The sequence below is a fragment of the Zhihengliuella salsuginis genome (assembly GCF_014651715.1).
Lineage (GTDB): Bacteria > Actinomycetota > Actinomycetes > Actinomycetales > Micrococcaceae > Zhihengliuella > Zhihengliuella salsuginis.
Genome location: NZ_BMXK01000007.1, coordinates 201,270 through 216,807, shown reverse-complemented (window position 1 = coordinate 216,807; position 15,538 = coordinate 201,270). Strand labels below are relative to the sequence as shown.

The 15,538-nt window shown below is 71.7% G+C and carries 13 protein-coding genes; all 13 read left to right on the top strand.

Features of this window, described 5'->3' with window-relative positions:
• The first annotated feature begins 3 nt into the window (after positions 1–3).
• The 13 genes from IE069_RS09795 (at position 4) to IE069_RS09735 (ending at position 15,501) form a co-directional block, all read left to right on the top strand.
• Entirely contained in the window at positions 4–849 is an 846-nt protein-coding gene (locus IE069_RS09795; RefSeq protein WP_189349980.1) for a PP2C family protein-serine/threonine phosphatase, read from the top strand.
• Entirely contained in the window at positions 846–2,516 is a 1,671-nt protein-coding gene (locus IE069_RS09790; RefSeq protein WP_189349978.1) for an FHA domain-containing protein, read from the top strand. Before IE069_RS09795 ends, IE069_RS09790 begins: the two co-directional genes overlap by 4 nt.
• On the top strand, positions 2,513–4,114 hold the full coding sequence (locus IE069_RS09785; protein ID WP_189349977.1) for a serine/threonine-protein kinase: 1,602 nt from the start codon (positions 2,513–2,515) through the stop codon (positions 4,112–4,114). The genes IE069_RS09790 and IE069_RS09785 overlap by 4 nt, the downstream gene beginning before the upstream one ends.
• Positions 4,104–4,808, top strand: coding sequence for a hypothetical protein (locus IE069_RS09780; protein WP_189349975.1), 705 nt, complete (start codon positions 4,104–4,106; stop codon positions 4,806–4,808). The genes IE069_RS09785 and IE069_RS09780 overlap by 11 nt, the downstream gene beginning before the upstream one ends.
• A 19-nt stretch (positions 4,809–4,827) precedes the next feature.
• The gene (gene ligA / locus IE069_RS09775) at positions 4,828–7,098 is read left to right on the top strand and encodes an NAD-dependent DNA ligase LigA (RefSeq protein WP_189349973.1); all 2,271 of its coding nucleotides are present in this window, start codon (positions 4,828–4,830) and stop codon (positions 7,096–7,098) included.
• On the top strand, positions 7,095–7,883 hold the full coding sequence (locus tag IE069_RS09770; RefSeq protein WP_189349971.1) for an inositol monophosphatase family protein: 789 nt from the start codon (positions 7,095–7,097) through the stop codon (positions 7,881–7,883). Before ligA ends, IE069_RS09770 begins: the two co-directional genes overlap by 4 nt.
• Positions 7,873–8,373 (top strand): GNAT family N-acetyltransferase, encoded by a 501-nt coding sequence (locus IE069_RS09765; protein ID WP_189349969.1) that lies wholly within the window; start codon positions 7,873–7,875, stop codon positions 8,371–8,373. Before IE069_RS09770 ends, IE069_RS09765 begins: the two co-directional genes overlap by 11 nt.
• 269 nt (positions 8,374–8,642) lie before the next feature.
• Entirely contained in the window at positions 8,643–8,906 is a 264-nt protein-coding gene (locus IE069_RS09760) for a helix-turn-helix domain-containing protein (protein ID WP_229791060.1), read from the top strand.
• Entirely contained in the window at positions 8,903–10,123 is a 1,221-nt protein-coding gene (locus IE069_RS09755) for a type II toxin-antitoxin system HipA family toxin (RefSeq protein WP_189349965.1), read from the top strand. Before IE069_RS09760 ends, IE069_RS09755 begins: the two co-directional genes overlap by 4 nt.
• A 115-nt stretch (positions 10,124–10,238) precedes the next feature.
• Positions 10,239–10,937, top strand: a complete 699-nt coding sequence (locus IE069_RS09750) for an ABC transporter ATP-binding protein (protein WP_189349963.1) — start codon at positions 10,239–10,241, stop codon at positions 10,935–10,937.
• Positions 10,934–12,292 carry an FtsX-like permease family protein gene (locus tag IE069_RS09745; protein WP_189349960.1) on the top strand — a complete coding sequence of 453 codons (1,359 nt, stop codon included), beginning with the start codon at positions 10,934–10,936 and terminating at the stop codon, positions 12,290–12,292. The genes IE069_RS09750 and IE069_RS09745 overlap by 4 nt, the downstream gene beginning before the upstream one ends.
• A 137-nt stretch (positions 12,293–12,429) precedes the next feature.
• The gene (locus IE069_RS09740; RefSeq protein WP_189349958.1) at positions 12,430–13,764 is read left to right on the top strand and encodes an MFS transporter; all 1,335 of its coding nucleotides are present in this window, start codon (positions 12,430–12,432) and stop codon (positions 13,762–13,764) included.
• Positions 13,765–13,818: 54 nt separating this feature from the next.
• Entirely contained in the window at positions 13,819–15,501 is a 1,683-nt protein-coding gene (locus tag IE069_RS09735) for a thiamine pyrophosphate-binding protein (protein ID WP_189349956.1), read from the top strand.
• The last annotated feature ends 37 nt before the right edge of the window (positions 15,502–15,538 follow it).

Here is a 15,538-nt window from a genome sequence, read left to right as displayed (position 1 = left end):
GGCATGCCGGAAACCTCGGTGGACATCAACCGCGGTCAGGCAACCGACCGCGGACTGCGGCGCGAGCTGAACGAGGACGCGTTCCTCTCCACCGAGACGCTCTTCGCGGTAGCTGACGGGATGGGCGGACACGAGGCGGGAGAGGTCGCCAGCCGGGTCTGCGTCGAGACGCTCTCCGAGGGCTACCGGCAGGCGGGGGGCCAGCTCAACGCCGAGCAGATCCAGAACCTGATGCGCGAGGCCGACAACGCGATCCGGGTCGCCGCGTCCGAGCGGGCGGGAACGACCCTGACCGGCGCCGCCGTCGTCTACCAGGAGGACCAGCCGTACTGGCTGGTGTTCAACGTCGGGGACTCGCGCACCTACCGCCTGGCCGGCGGGGAACTCGAACAGATTAGCGTCGACCACTCCGAGGTCCAGCTGATGATGGACCGCGGCGAGATCACGGCCGGCGAGGCCGTGTGGCATCCCCGCCGCCACGTCATCACCCGGGCCCTCGGGACGGGCGACGACAGCCGCGCCGACTTCTGGCTCCTGCCGATCCAGCACGGCGACCGCCTCCTGATCTGCTCCGACGGTCTCAGCGGAGAGCTGCGCGACGAGGACATCAAGGACATCGCCACCCGTTTCGCGGATCCGCAAACCGCCGTGGACGAGCTCATCCAGGCCGCGCTGCGCACGGGCGGCCGCGACAACATCACCGTCGTCGTGGCCGACGCGGTGCGCGGGCACGTCGACGACGACCTGGCCGACACCATGCCGCGTCCGGGTGCGGCCGAGGACGCGGTCGAGACCGAGCCGGTCGCCGCCCCCGGCGGGGATACGACAACCGGGGAGGAGAAGTCATGACCGGCCTGCGCTACCTTCCGGGGGACTGGTTCGCGCTGGTCCGGCCCGGGCACGTCATCCTCCTGCCGGGCGATGTGCCGGGCGAGGACGTCGCCCGGCTGTGGGAGGAGATGGGCGCGTCCGCGACCGTCGAGTCGCTGCTCTCGGACATCCTCGGTGCGGCCGACATGAAGATCAGCTCGCTGCCGCCGTTCGCGATCGTCTCGCGGGATCCCGCGCCGCACGTGGTGGTCCGGGGCTCCGCCACCGTCACCGCCACGGGGCCGGACGGTCCGGAGCGGGCGAGCGGAGACGGCGTCGCGACGTGGCAGGAGCGGCGTTTCCAGGCGGCCGAGAGCTGGGATGTCAGCGTCGGCGGTGCCGGCGACGGCGGGGACTGGCTGCCCATCGGCGAGGGGATCGTCCGTGTGGACGCCCTCTCCAGCGGTCGCGACGGACGGCCGGGCGCCGGGACGACGACGCCCGCGGCTGCCGCGGCGCCGTCATCCTCCGCGCCGGAAGACGATCCGGAACCCGTTCCAGCCGAGCCGGCACCCGCTCCCGAACGGGAGCCCGCCGCGCCCGCGCCGGAGCCCGACCCCGCGCCCGAGGCGGTCGCGGAGCCGACGTCGTCACCCGATGCCGGGGAGTCGGCATCCGGTCCGGAGGACGACCAGGACCGCGACGCCGACTCGATCTCCCTCGAGCAGATCTCGCTGGCCGGCGAGCTGCTCGGCCGTCGCGAGGCCGACACCGGCGGCCACGACGCCCAGGCCCCCGCGGTCGAGCCCGCCGACGAGGCCGGTGACGAGCCCGCCGCCGAGGATGCGGACGACGCCGACACCATCCTGGTGTCCCGCCCCGCCGCCGGTCCGTCCGCGCCGGAACCGCCGGCGCCCGCGCCGGCCGATCCCGGACCCGCCGCGAGCCCCGCGGATTCGGAGATGATCGACTCGGTGCCGTGGCGGACGAACCCCGAGCGACCGCGATCGGCTCCGCCCTCGCCGCCGACCCCGCCGCAGCAGCCGGCCCCGCCGGTGATCCAGGGACGACCCTCCGAGACGGGCGACGGCGACCACGACGGGCACACCGTCATGCGCAGCGCCCTGCCGCCCGAGGAGCCGGCAGCGCCGGCGCCCTCCGGCCCGGCCTCCGGCGAGCCGGACGACGCGCTGACCCTGACCAGCCACAACACGACGCCGGGCGCGACGGCAGGCGAATTCGTCCTGGGCCGCGCATGCGGCGAGGGGCACGCCAACCCGCCCACGTCGTCGTCGTGCATGGTCTGCGGCGACGTGCTGACGGGTGACGCCCACCAGATGATGCGGCCCGCGCTCGGCCGCATGATCGTCTCCGACGGCGGCGGCCAGCGGGAGTCCGAGCACGAGCTGACGCGGTCGATCGTCCTCGGCCGCCAGCCGAGCGCCCGCAGCTTCACGGGCGACCGGCAGCCGCGGCTGATGCAGGTCTCGAGCCCGAGCGGCGACATCTCCCGCTCGCACCTGCAGGTGCGCATCGACGGCTGGCACGTCGAGCTCGTCGACCTCGGCGCCACGAACGGGACCGTCCTGATCCGGCCGGGACAGGCGCCCCGCCGGCTCGGCAAGTCCGAGGCGGTCCTGCTGCTCGGCGGCGACGTCGCCGACCTGGGCGACGGCGTGAGCCTGCGCTTCGAGGACCTGCCATGAGCTCCAAGCGCCCGCCGGCGCCCGCCCCGGAGATCCCCGGGTTCACCTACCTCAACCCGCTGGGATCCGGCGGCTTCTCCGACGTCTACCTCTACGAGCAGGACCGGCCCCGCCGCCGGGTGGCGGTCAAGGTCCTGCTCGCGGACGTGACGGGGGAGGACGCGCGCCGCCGCTTCGAGTCCGAGGCGAACCTCATGGCCCAGCTCTCGAGCCACCCCTACATCGTGACGATCTACCAGGCCGAGATCACGGACGACGGCCGCTCCTACCTCGCGATGGAGTACTGCTCGCGGCCCGGCCTCGATGCGCGCTACCGCCGCAGCACGCTCGGCGTGGACGAGGCCCTCGCCCTCGGCGTCCAGATCTGCTCGGCCGTCGAGACGGCCCACCGCGCGGGCATCGTCCACCGCGACATCAAGCCGGCCAACGTGCTGACCACGGACTACAACCGGCCGGCGCTGACCGACTTCGGCATCTCCGGCACCGCGGGCGAGGCCGCCGACGACTCCGGCCTGTCGATCCCGTGGTCCGCCCCCGAGGCGTTCGCCGGCGGCAGCCCCGACGGCGTCCGCATGGACGTGTACTCGCTCGGCGCGACCGTCTACACCCTGCTGGCCGGGCACTCGCCGTTCGTGCGCCGCGGCGGGGACAACACCCAGAGCAAGCTGATCCACCGCATCACGAACTCGCGGCTCGAACCGTTGACCCGGCAGGACATCCCCGCGTCGCTGAACCAGGCCCTCGCGGTGTCGATGTCCAAGTCGCCGACGTCCCGCTTCGGCTCGGCGGCGGAGCTGGCCCGCGCCCTGCAGCGGATCCAGGCCGAGCTGGGCCTCGCCGTCACGCCGTTCGAGGTCCTCGACGACTCCTCCTTCGACGCCGACCACGGCCACGACGACGACGGCGAGGCCACCCGGGTGCGCAGCGTCCAGTCCATCGACGGCGCCCAGACCCCCGGCCCCGGGCCGGTCTTCGGCACGACGCCGGGGCGGCGCCCCGAGCACACCGTGCGGCCGGCGGCACCCGCGGCGGAGGCCGGGGCGCAGGCTGAGGAGGCGCCGTCGTCGTCCCCGTCGCCGGCCCGCGCCGACCAGCAGCTGGGCGGCTTCGAACGGCTCCCGGACGCCGAACCGGGCGTGGAGCGGCAGAAGTTCCCCAAGGCCCTGGTGGCCGTGGTGGTGGGGCTCGTGGTCATCGTCGGCGGGGCGATCGGGATGAGCCTGCTGTCGCAGGAGGAGGACCCGCGTGAGGCCGCACCCTCACTGGGCGGGAGCCAGGACCCGGCAGACGCGATCATCGGAGGAACGGTGCCGCAGGTCGAGAACTTCGAGTACTCGACGGTGGGGGAGAACGTCACGTTCACGTGGGAGAACCCCCAGCCGCAGGACGGGGACTTCTACCGGTGGTCGACCATCACCGCGACCGAGGCCGGCGAGGTCGAGCAGAGTGACGCCGCGAGCGCCACGACGGCCCGGCGCTCCGGCGGCGAGACCTGCATCGAGGTCAAACTCGTGCGCGACACCGGGGACGTCTCGGACCCGGCGCGGTTCTGCACGGGCGACGAGCAGGAGACGGAGGGGGCGACCGGTGGCGGATGACGTGCACGTCGAATTCTGCGGCGAGTGGTTCCCCGTGGTCGAGGACCACGTGTTCACGATCGGCCGCGAGGGCGACCTCGAGATCGACGACAACCCGTACCTGCACCGCAAGTTCCTCACCGTGGCGCAGTACGACGGCATCTGGTGGCTCTCCAACGTCGGCAAGCGGCTGACCGCGACCATCGCCGACAAGACCGGCGGCCTGCAGGCGTGGTTGTCGCCCGGATCCCGGCTGCCGCTCGTGTTCAGCCAGACGTCGGTCGTGTTCACGGCCGGGCCGACGACGTACGAGGTCGGCGTGCACGTGGCGCAGCCGGCGTTCCGGCAGGAGTGGAGCGCCGACGACCCCGACGGCGCCACCACGATCGGCCCCGTCACCCTGACCGATGCCCAGCGCGCGCTCGTCGTCGCGCTCGCCGAGCCGATGCTCCGCCGCGACGGCACCGGCCTGAGCTCCGTCCCCTCGAGCGCCAAGGCGGCCGAGCGGCTCGGCTGGCCGATCACGAAGTTCAACCGCAAGCTCGACAACGTGTGCGACAAGCTCGACAAGGCGGGCATCGCCGGGCTCCGCGGCGGGGCCGGCAAGCTCGCGACCAACCGGAAGGCCCGGCTCGTCGAGCACGCAGTGAGCTCCCATCTGGTCACGCACGGGGACCTCGCGATGCTGGACACCACAGTCGCCGCCGACGACTGAACGGCGAGGATGAGGCAGGATGGTAGGCGTGAACGATTCACTGCGCTCCGAATACGAACAGCTGGCTGACGATGTGCGGCGGTACCGCTTCGCGTACTACAACGAGGACGCACCCCTCGTCTCCGACGCCGAATTCGACCGCCTCTTCGGCCGGCTCGAGGAGATCGAGGCGCTGCACCCGGAGCTCGTCTCGAACGATTCGCCCACCCAGGAGGTCGGCGGCGACGTCTCCGCGGCGTTCTCCCCGGTGGAGCACCTCAGCCGCATGTACTCGCTCGAGGACGTCTTCAGCACGTCCGAGCTGAGCGTCTGGCTGGAGCGCGCGGGGACCAACGCCGCGACCCAGGCCCCGCACGAGCGGCTGCGGTGGCTGTGCGAGGTCAAGATCGACGGCCTCGCCGTCAACCTGCTCTACCGGGACGGCAGGCTGGTCCGGGCCGCCACGCGCGGCGACGGCACCACCGGTGAGGACGTCACCCACAACGTGCTCACGATCAAGTCGATCCCGACCGAGCTCGCCGGGTCCGGGTGGCCCGCCGAGGTCGAGGTCCGCGGCGAGATCTTCATCAGCTCGGCGGAGTTCGCCGCCTACAACGAGAACCTCGTCGCCCAGGGCAAGGCGCCGCTGGCCAACCCCCGCAACGCGGCCGCCGGCTCGATCCGGCAGAAGGACCCGGCGGAGACCGCCAAGCGCCCGCTGAGCATGTTCGTGCACGGCATCGGAGTCCGCGAGGGACTCGTCGCCGCCAGCCAGCACGAGACCTACGACCTGCTGGCCGCCTGGGGCCTCCCCGTCTCCCCGTACTCGGAGCTGCTCGACACCGAGGATGAGGTCCTCGACTACATCGGACGGTTCGGAGCCTCCCGTCACGAGCTGATCCACGAGATCGACGGCATCGTGGTCAAAGCCGATGCCTTCGCGATCCAGCGCTCCCTCGGCTACACATCGCGCGTTCCCCGGTGGGCCGTCGCCTACAAGTACCCTCCGGAGGAGGTCCACACCCGGCTGCTCGACATCAAGGTCGACGTCGGACGCACCGGCCGGGTCACCCCCTACGCTGTGATGGAACCCGTGTTCGTGGCGGGTTCGACGGTCTCCCGCGCGACCCTGCACAACCAGGACGTCGTGAAGGCCAAGAACGTCAAGATCGGCGACACGGTCATCCTGCGCAAGGCCGGCGACGTCATCCCCGAGGTGCTCGGCCCGGTCCTGCCCCTGCGCGAGGGCCGCGAGGACGAGCTGCGCGATTTCGTGATGCCGACCGAGTGCCCGGCCTGCGGCACGGGCCTGCGGCCAGCCAAGGAGGGCGACGTCGACATCCGCTGCCCCAACGCGGAGACGTGCCCGGCCCAGCTGACCGAGCGCGTCGCCCACCTGGCCGGCCGCGGCGCCTTCGACATCGAGGCCCTCGGCGATGAGGCCGCGCAGGCGCTCACCGCGGGGCCCGGCCCGGACCCGGCGGAGAACGACGGCGTGGTCCGGCCCTCCGGCGCCGGTGTGATCACCAACGAGGCGCAGATCTTCGATCTGGCCGAGGGGCACGACGACGACACGCTGCGCGCCGCGCTCGCCGACGTGAAGGTGTGGCGGGAGAAGCGCTCGAAGGGCGAGGGCACGGGCGTCTGGGAACTGGCCCCGTACTTCTACACCAAGGGCACCAAGGCCAAGCCGTCCGCCCCGAGCAAGAACACCCTCAACCTGTTCCGCGAGCTCGAGAAGGCCAAGACCCGGCCGCTGTGGCGCGTGCTCGTCGGGCTCTCCATCCGGCACGTCGGTCCCACCGCCTCCCGCGCCCTGGCCACGCGGTACGGCTCGATGGACGCGATCCGCGCCGCCGTCGCCGCCGAGACGGCCCGCGAAGACCTGGCCGAGGTGGACGGCGTCGGCTCGATCATCGCGAACGCGCTGGTCGACTGGTTCAACGTCGACTGGCACCGCAACGTCGTCGACTCCTGGCAGGCGGCCGGGGTGAAGATGGAGGACGAGCAGGACGAGTCCATGGCCAAGACGCTCGAATCCCTGACCGTCGTCGTCACCGGAACCCTGCCGAACTTCAGCCGCGACGAGGCCAAGGAGGCCATCATCGTCCGTGGCGGCAAGGCCTCGGGGTCGGTCTCGAAGAAGACCTCCTACCTGGTCGCCGGCGAGGCCGCCGGCTCGAAGCTCGACAAGGCCCTCTCGCTCGGCGTGCCGGTCCTGGGGGAGGAGGGCTTCCGCGCCCTGCTCGCAGGCGGCCCCGACGGCGTGGGAGACGAACTGCTGATCACCAACGATGGGAGCGCCGAATGAGCAACGCAGCCGAGACCGATTTCCTGGCCCTCACCCGCCGCGCCGCCGCGGCAGGGGCCGCCGTGCTGGCCGAGCGGGCCGGGCGCCCCGCCACGGACACCAAGTCCGACGGCGGCGACTGGGTGACGGACTTCGACCGCCGCGCCGAGGAGGCCGTGCGCGAGGTCATCACGGCTGCCCGGCCGCACGACGTCATCACGGGTGAGGAGTACGGCCGGACCGAGCCGGAGCACCCCTCCGGCACGGAGTGGTCCATCGACCCGCTCGACGGGACCACGAACTTCGTCCGCGGCATCGTCTACTACGCCACGTCCGTGGCGGTCCGCGACGACGACGGCACCTGGCTGGCCGGCGCCGTCGTCGCGCCCGCGCTCGACGTCGAGTACTACGCGGGCCGCGGCGAGGGCGCGTGGAAGGCGACCGGTTCCGGCGAGCACGTCCGCCTCACCGGGCCCGACCGGGGGACCGACGGTCCGCTGATCGGCACCGGCTTCGGCTACACGCCCAAGCGGCACGTGGGCCAGGTCGCGGCGCTCGGCGCCCTGATGCCCGGGTTCGCGAACATGCGCCGGCTGGGGTCGGCCGCGTTGGACGTCTGCATGGTGGCGGACGGTACCCTAGATGCCTACGCCGAATTCGGCACCCACCTCCACGACTGGTCCGCTGCGATGCTCATCGCCGAAGAAGCGGGCGTCCCCGTGTTGCGCCCGGACACCTATCCGGCGTGGGCCGCCGCCGGATTCATCAACTTCGACAGAGTAAGAGCACAGCACATTGCCGACTGAGACGTCCGTCCGCACCGCCACCGCCGCCGACCACGCCGAGATCTCGCGCGTGACCGTCGCGTCCTACCGGGCGACCGGGTACTTCGACCCCGATTCGACCTACTTCGACTTCATCGCCGACACCGGCGACCGCGCCGCGCACTCCGAGCTGCTGGTGGCCGAGCGCGACGGGACGGTCGTCGCCGCCGTGACGATGATCCGGTTCGGGACGAAGTACGCGGACATCTGCCGCGAGGACGAGCTCGAGATGCGGATGCTCGCCGTCGACCCCGAGACGCAGCGCACGGGCGCCGGCCGCACGCTGGTGCGCGCCGTGGTCGAGCACGCCGAGTCGCTCGACGGCGTGGGCAAGGTGGCGCTGACCACGGGAGGCGTGTGGAAGCCGGCCCGCGCGCTGTACGAGTCCGAGGGGTTCGCGCACGTGCCGGAGCGCGACTGGTTCGTCCCGAGCAACGGCGCACCGCTGGTGGTGTACACCAAGGAGGTGTGAGTCGCGCCTCGCGCCACCGAAAAAGCCTGGGCCAATGACCTGAGCCTGAGATCTCTCTCCGGCTCATGTCTGCAGCTCAGGCTTTTCTGCTGCGCGGGTAGGCGATCCGTTGCTGAGGGCTCCTCAACGCCCTGATCTTCATGACAGTGGGGATTAGTGCTTGATTGTGCGTTCCGGAGCGCGTAGCCTCATTAATCTACGCAAGCGTGAAGATTAGTGAGGTGAACGGCATGAAACTGCGCAGAAGCCGCCTTGATCTACAAGAGCGTGTGGATCAGTACGGGGAACTGGCTGGAGCCGTCGCCGCGCGACGCGAGGAGTTGAGCCTTCGTCAGGAGGAGCTGGCGGACCTCGCCGGGTGCTCCGTCGGGTTCATCCACGCCCTCGAGCGCGGCAAGCCCACGGTACAGCTGGGCAAGGTGCTCGATGTCCTCGCCGTACTCGGCCTCCACCTGACCGTCGCGTCCGGCGCCGCCGAGTCGGTAGGCATCGAACCAGGGCTGCGCACCCGGCTCGACGGGAGCGCGGAGTGAGCACCGGGAATCTGCCGGGCCTGGTCGCGACGGAGCGGGCGGATGTCTACAAGGGAGGCCGGTTGGCCGCGCAGCTCACGCGTACCCCGGTCGGCATCGAGTTCCGGTACACCGGAGAGTGGGTCCGGGCAGGTGGTGGCCCCGTGGCAAGCACCCTTGACGTCACTACCGAGCCGGTGGTCACGACCGCGGGCGCCGTGCCGGCCTTCTTTGCCGGTCTCCTGCCGGAGGGCAGGCGCCTCGGCGCCCTGACCCGGGCCGTCAAGACCAGCGCAGATGACGAGCTCAGCCTCCTTCTCGCGGTGGGGGCCGATCCCGTCGGCGACGTCCAGGTGGTGCCGTCCGGTGCGGAGCCGGAGCGGGCCGCGGCCCGTATCGCAGTCGACGCCGGCGACTTCTCGAGCACCCGCTTCTCCGAGGTCCTCGCCGACTACGACATCGACATCGACCTGGTGGCTTTGCCCGGGGTGCAGGACAAAGCGAGCCTGAAGATGCTCTCCCTGCCGGTTCACGGCACGACGAGCGAGTACATCCTGAAGCTCGACCCGCCCGAGTACCCCCGCATCGTCGAGAACGAGGCCTTCTTCCTCGACGCCGCCCGTGCCAGCCGAGTTCGCGCCGTGCGAGCCGAAGTCGTGGTGGACGCGGACGGGGTCAACGGCCTCGCCGTCGAACGCTTCGACCGCCAGGTGAGCGGCGATGCCGTGCGCTCCTACGCCGTGGAGGACGGGTGCCAGGCGCTCGGTCTGCACCCGGAGGCCAAATACCGGGTGAGCACCGAGGAGGTCGTCGCCGGGCTGGCTGCCCTCTGCGAAGCCCCGGTGCCGGCTGCGATGGAGTTCCTGCGCCAGGTCGTGTTCGCCTACGTCTCCGGCAACGGCGATGCCCACGCCAAGAACTTCTCCGTAGTGGCCGGCCCCGACGGCCGGTTCCGCCCCGCACCCGCCTACGATCTGCCGTGCACGTATCTGTACGGCGACTCCACGATGGCGATGAGCATCGACGGCGCGAGGACGACCGATCTGACGAGGGGGCGGTTCGTGGCCCTCGCCGAGGCTGTCGGCGTGCGGCCCGGAGCAGCGGCCCGGGTCATCGACACGACCGTGGATGCCGCCGGATCCTGGCTGGACTCGGTGGACACCCTGCCCTTCGAGGCGCGGAGGATCCACAAGCTCAAGCGCTTCGTCCGCAATCGACTCCAGTTGCTGAGCGGATAGGCGAGACGCTCCGGCGATCCTCCCGACTCCTCATCCCCAGGGCGGAGGCCCGCGCCGCCGCATTTCAGCCGCCGGGGCGACGCGCGGCCGCGACCCCGCGGGCCAGAATTACATCATGACCAATCTTCTCTCCGTGCGGGGCCTCGGGCACACCTACCCGGGCGCCCACGCACCAGCCCTGCACTCCGTCGACCTCGAGATCTCCCGCGGCGAATCCGTTGCCATCATGGGGGCCTCCGGGTCCGGCAAGTCCACCCTCCTGCACGCGCTCGCCGGGATCATCGCCCCGAGCGCCGGCCACGTGCTCTTCCACGCGTCGACCGGCCCTGTGCAGGTAGACACGCTGAACGACGACGAGCGGGCGAAGCTGCGCCGCGAGGAGCTCGGCTTCGTGTTCCAGCAGGGGCTGCTGCTCAGCGAGCTCTCGGCCCTGGAGAACGTCGCGGTCGCCCTCATGCTCTCTGGTTCCACCCGCCGCGACGCGGAGGCGGCCGCCGCCGGCTGGCTGGCCGACCTCGGGCTCGCCGGGCTCGAGGACCGCCGGCTCGGCGAGCTCTCCGGCGGACAGGTCCAGCGCGTGGCCATCGCCCGCGCCCACGTCACCGGGGCGCAGCTGATCTTCGCCGACGAGCCGACCGGCGCCCTCGACTCCACGACCTCCACCGAGGTCCTCGATCTGCTGCTCCACTCGGTCACGCAGGGACGGACCCTCGTCGTCGTGACCCACGACCCCGACGTCGCCGCCCGCTGCCAGCGGGTGGTGACCCTGCGCGACGGAAGCATCGTCTCCGATGTCGCGGCGGCCAACGCATGACCGCCATGACGACGGCGCTGCGCCTGGCCCCGCTGTTTCGCTCCGGCGGCGCGCAGCGCCCGGGCGCCGCGGCACTGTTGCCGGTCGCCTCCTTCGCGGTGGTCACCGCTCTGCTCCTGCTCGTCATCGCCGGCGCCCGCGTGTTCTTCTCCTGGGACGACGAGTTGGCGTCGACTTACCAGATGCTGGCCGTGATCGCGCTGGCGCTGCTCGTGGTCCCGCTGGCGACCGTCGGCGCCTCGGCCGCGAAGATGGCCGCCCGCCGGCGCGACGACCGCCTCTCCTCGTTGCGCCTGCTCGGAGCCTCCAAGGCGACGCTCGGGGCGCTGACGCTCATCGAGGCCGTGACCCTGTCCGCGCTGGGTGCCCTCGGCGGCGTCGTCCTCTACGCGGCGGCCGCCCCGGCCGTCGGCCTGCTGGCCTTCCGCGGCGAGGCGCTGGGCGCCGGCATGTGGATGCCGTGGTGGTGGGCGCCGCTGATCGCGGCGGCTGTGGTCCTCCTCGGCGCGCTCAGCGCTCTCGCCGGGCTGCGCGCCGTCAACGTCACCCCGCTGGGCGTGCGCACCCGCCAGCGCGCGGCCAAGTCGCCGTGGTTGCGGCTGCTGCTCGGGCTCGGCGTCGTCGTCCTCGCGGTGATCCTGGTCCAGCTGGTGCCCGCCTTCGGCGAGGCCGGCGGCGTGATCATGATGATGCTGGCCCTCGGCACGGCCTTCGGCGCCGGGCTGCTGGCGCTGGACCTGATCGGGCCATGGGTCCTCCGCGTCGCCGCGCGCGTCCAGCACCGGCGGGCGAAGGACGTGGAATCGCTCGTCGCCGCGCGAACGATTCTGGACGACCCGAAGGCCGTGTGGCGCCAGGTGGGCGGCGTGGCCGTCACCAGTTTCGTGGGCGTGTTCGCCGCCGCCGGCCTCGCCTTCTCGCAGGCCATGGCCTCAGGCGAGCCGGGCGCCGGGGAGCAGTACCTGATGGTCGACATCTCCACCGGCGTGCTGGTCACGCTGGCCGGATCGTTCCTCATGGTGGCGTGCTCGGCGGGCTTGAACCAGGCGGCCGCGACCCTGGACCGCGGGCCGGTGCTCGTGTCGATGGACCGGCTCGGGATGCCGCGGAAGACCATGAGCGCGGCGACGGCCCGGGCGATGATGAGCGCGTTGTGGGTCGTCTCCGGCGGATCCGCGCTCTGCGCCCTGCTGCTGGTCGCCCCGCTCATCGGGATGGCCCTCTTCATGCAGCCGCTCGCCGTCGTCACCGTGGTGCTCGTGTTCGCCGCCGGATTCCTGCTCATCCGCGGGGCACTGTTCCTGGCGGCCCGGCTCGTGCCCGGCATCCTGGCCCGCCCGGAGCGCGTGCTCTGACGCGCTCCGTGCGCCGAGCCCGCCGGCGCCTGCTCGAAGACCCCGCTCCAGGAAATATATGTTGATCCATTGACGATCGTCATGACCCCCGCATAGGCTCACGGTGTTCTAGATCACACTGCGAACCTGGAGGAAACATGACGACGTCGACTACGGCGGTGGGCGCCGGCGGTACGACTCGGTGGCCCGTGCCCCAGCGTGTGACCACGCGCGTTCTGTTCTGCTGCTGGCTGGCCATCCTGGCCGAGGGATACGACGTCGGTGTCCTCGGCGCCGTCATGCCCGCGTTGAAGGAGTATGCGGACTGGGGGCTCGATCCGCTCGCCCTGGGTGTGCTCGGATCGTACGCTCTCGTCGGCATGCTGATCGGCGCGCTCTTCATCGGCACGCTGTCGGACCGCTACGGGCGGCGGCGGATGCTGGCGCTCTCGATGGTCATCTTCACCCTCACGCAGCTCGGTGCCGCCTTCGCCCCGACGCCCGAGGTCTTCGGCGTCTTCCGCCTGCTCGGCGGACTCGGCATGGGCGGCATCATCCCCGTGGCCGCCGCCCTGACGATCGAGTACTCGGAGCCGAAGAAGCGGTCGTTCAACTACGGTGTCATGTTCTCCGGGTACTCGCTCGGCATCGTCATGGCGGCGATCGTCGCGATGGCCACGCTCGAGTCGCTCGGCTGGCGCTGGGTGGTGGGTTTCGGCGCCCTGCCGATCCTGCTGCTGCCCTTCATCATGAAGGCCGTCCCGGAGTCGCTGGAGTACCTGGTCGCCACGGGCAAGGCCGACCGCGCCGAGGCGCAGGCGGCTCGTCTCGGCGTCGAGCCCTTCGTCGTCGCCGACTGGGCGCATACCCCCGGCGAGGGCGAGGGCGGCGGAAACCTGAAGTGGTACCAGGCGTTGACCCTCCTCTTCAGCGCGCGGTACATCTTCGCCACCATCTGCTTCTGGGTGGCACTCTTCTGCGGCCTGCTGCTGGTCTACGGGCTGAACACGTGGCTGCCGAGCATCATGCGCGAAGCCGGCTACGATCTCGGTCCGTCGATCGGGTTCCTGCTGGTCTTCGCCCTCTCCTCGGCCGTAGGCGGCCTCGTGATCGGCCGGCTGGCCGACAAGTACGGCAAGAAGATCATGCTGGTCAGCTTCTACGCCCTCGGGGCCGTCGGGATCGTCATGCTCATGGTTCCGGCGAACCTCTTCGTCAGCTACATCTTCGTCGCGATCGCGGGCATCGGCTCCATCTCGACGTCGCTGGTGCTCACCGGCTGGGTTCCCGACTACTACCCCTCGTTCGCACGCGGCACCGCCACAGGATGGGCGCTGGCGTTCGCACGTGTCGGTGCCATCGCCGGCCCGATGCTCGGCGGCGCCGTCGCCGCCGCGAACATGGACTTCGCCTGGAACTTCATCATCTTCGCGGCCATCGGCCTCCTCGGGGCGTTCATGGTCGCGCTGATCCCGAGGGCCCGCGCTGTCTGACTTCGCCGGGACCACCGCGACGGTTCTGGCATCCGCTCACACAGGAGGAACCGCATGCCCGACGAATCCGGACCACTGATAAGCGTCGCCGAGTTCGTCGGCCGCGCCCTCGCCACGCTGGGGGCCGGCCACTGCTTCGGCGTCGTCGGCAGCGGGAACTTCGAGGTCACCAACGCCCTCAGGGGCGCCGGCGTGCCCTTCACCGCGGCCCGGCACGAGGGCGGTGCGGCCACCATGGCCGACGCCTACGCGCGCATGTCGGGCAGGGTGGGCCTGCTCTCCGTCCATCAGGGGTGCGGCCTGACGAACGCGACCACGGGCATCGGCGAGGCGGCGAAGAGCCGCACGCCGCTACTCGTGCTCGCGGCCGAGACGGCCGGCGCCGCGGTGACCAACAACTTCGCCATGGACCAGCCGGGGCTCGCCCGCAGCGTCGGCGCCGTCCCCGAACGGGTCAACGGAGCCGACAGCGCCCGGGACGACGTGGTGCGGGCCTTCCGCACCGCCCGCGACGGCCGCCGCACGGTCCTGCTGAACCTGCCGTTGAACGTCCAGTCCCAGCGCGTGCCGGAGAGCCTGCTCGACGACGTCGCGGAGCCGGAGGCGGTGTTGCCCGCGAAGCCCGGCGACGCGGCCGTCGCCCGCCTGGCCGACGCCTTCGCGCGGGCGGAGAGGCCCGTGATCGTGGCGGGACGCGGCGGGCGCGCCGCCGGTGAGGAGCTGCTCGCGCTGGGAGCCGCTTCCGGGGCGCTGCTCGCGACGTCGGCCGTCGCCAACGGGCTCTTCGCCGGGGACGAATTCAACATTGGAATCTCCGGCGGCTTCTCGTCCCCGCTGACCGCCGAGCTCATCGGCGGCGCCGACCTGATCGTCGGCTTCGGGTGCGCGCTGAACATGTGGACCATGCGGCACGGGCGGCTGATCGGCGCGGATGCCGTCGTAGTGCAGGTCGACGTGGAGGACGCGGCACTCGGCGCCCACCGGGACATCACGTTCGGCGTCCTGGGCGACAGCGCGGCCGCCGCGCGGGCGGTGACCGAGGCCCTGGCGGCGTCCGGGCCGCGGACCGGATACCGCTCCGACGCGCTCCGCCAGAGGATCGCGTCGCGGTCCCGCTGGCGCGACACCGACACCCCGGACCTCTCGACCGGTGGAGACGACGCCCGGATCGACCCGCGCGTGCTCAGCGCTCGGCTGGACGAGCTGCTGCCGGCGGAACGGATCGTCTCCGTGGACTCCGGAAACTTCATGGGCTACCCGAGCGCCTACCTCTCGGTGCCGGACGAGTTCGGCTTCTGCTTCACGCAGGCGTTCCAGTCGATCGGGCTGGGACTGGCGACCGCTCTCGGGGCCGCGGCGGCGCAGCCGGGCCGGCTCCCCGTGCTCGGCACCGGCGACGGCGGCTTCCTCATGGCCGTCAGCGAGCTGGAGACGGCCGTGCGCACGGCCACGCCGCTCGTGGTCGTGGTCTACAATGACGCCGCCTACGGCGCCGAGGTGCACCACTTCGGCCAGGCGGGCGACGGCGTCGACATGGGAGCCGTGACCTTCCCGGAGACCGATGTCGCGGCCCTGGCCCGAGGGTTCGGCGCGACCGGGGTGACCGTGCGGGGCGTGGACGACCTCGACGCCGTGGCCGCATGGCTGGAGGACCCGCAGGGGCCGATCGTCATCGATGCCAAGATCGCCTCCGACGGCGGCGCCTGGTGGCTGCACGAGGCCTTCGCCGGGCACTGATCATCGATCGCTGACAGCAACAGCGGAAGGGCCGCCG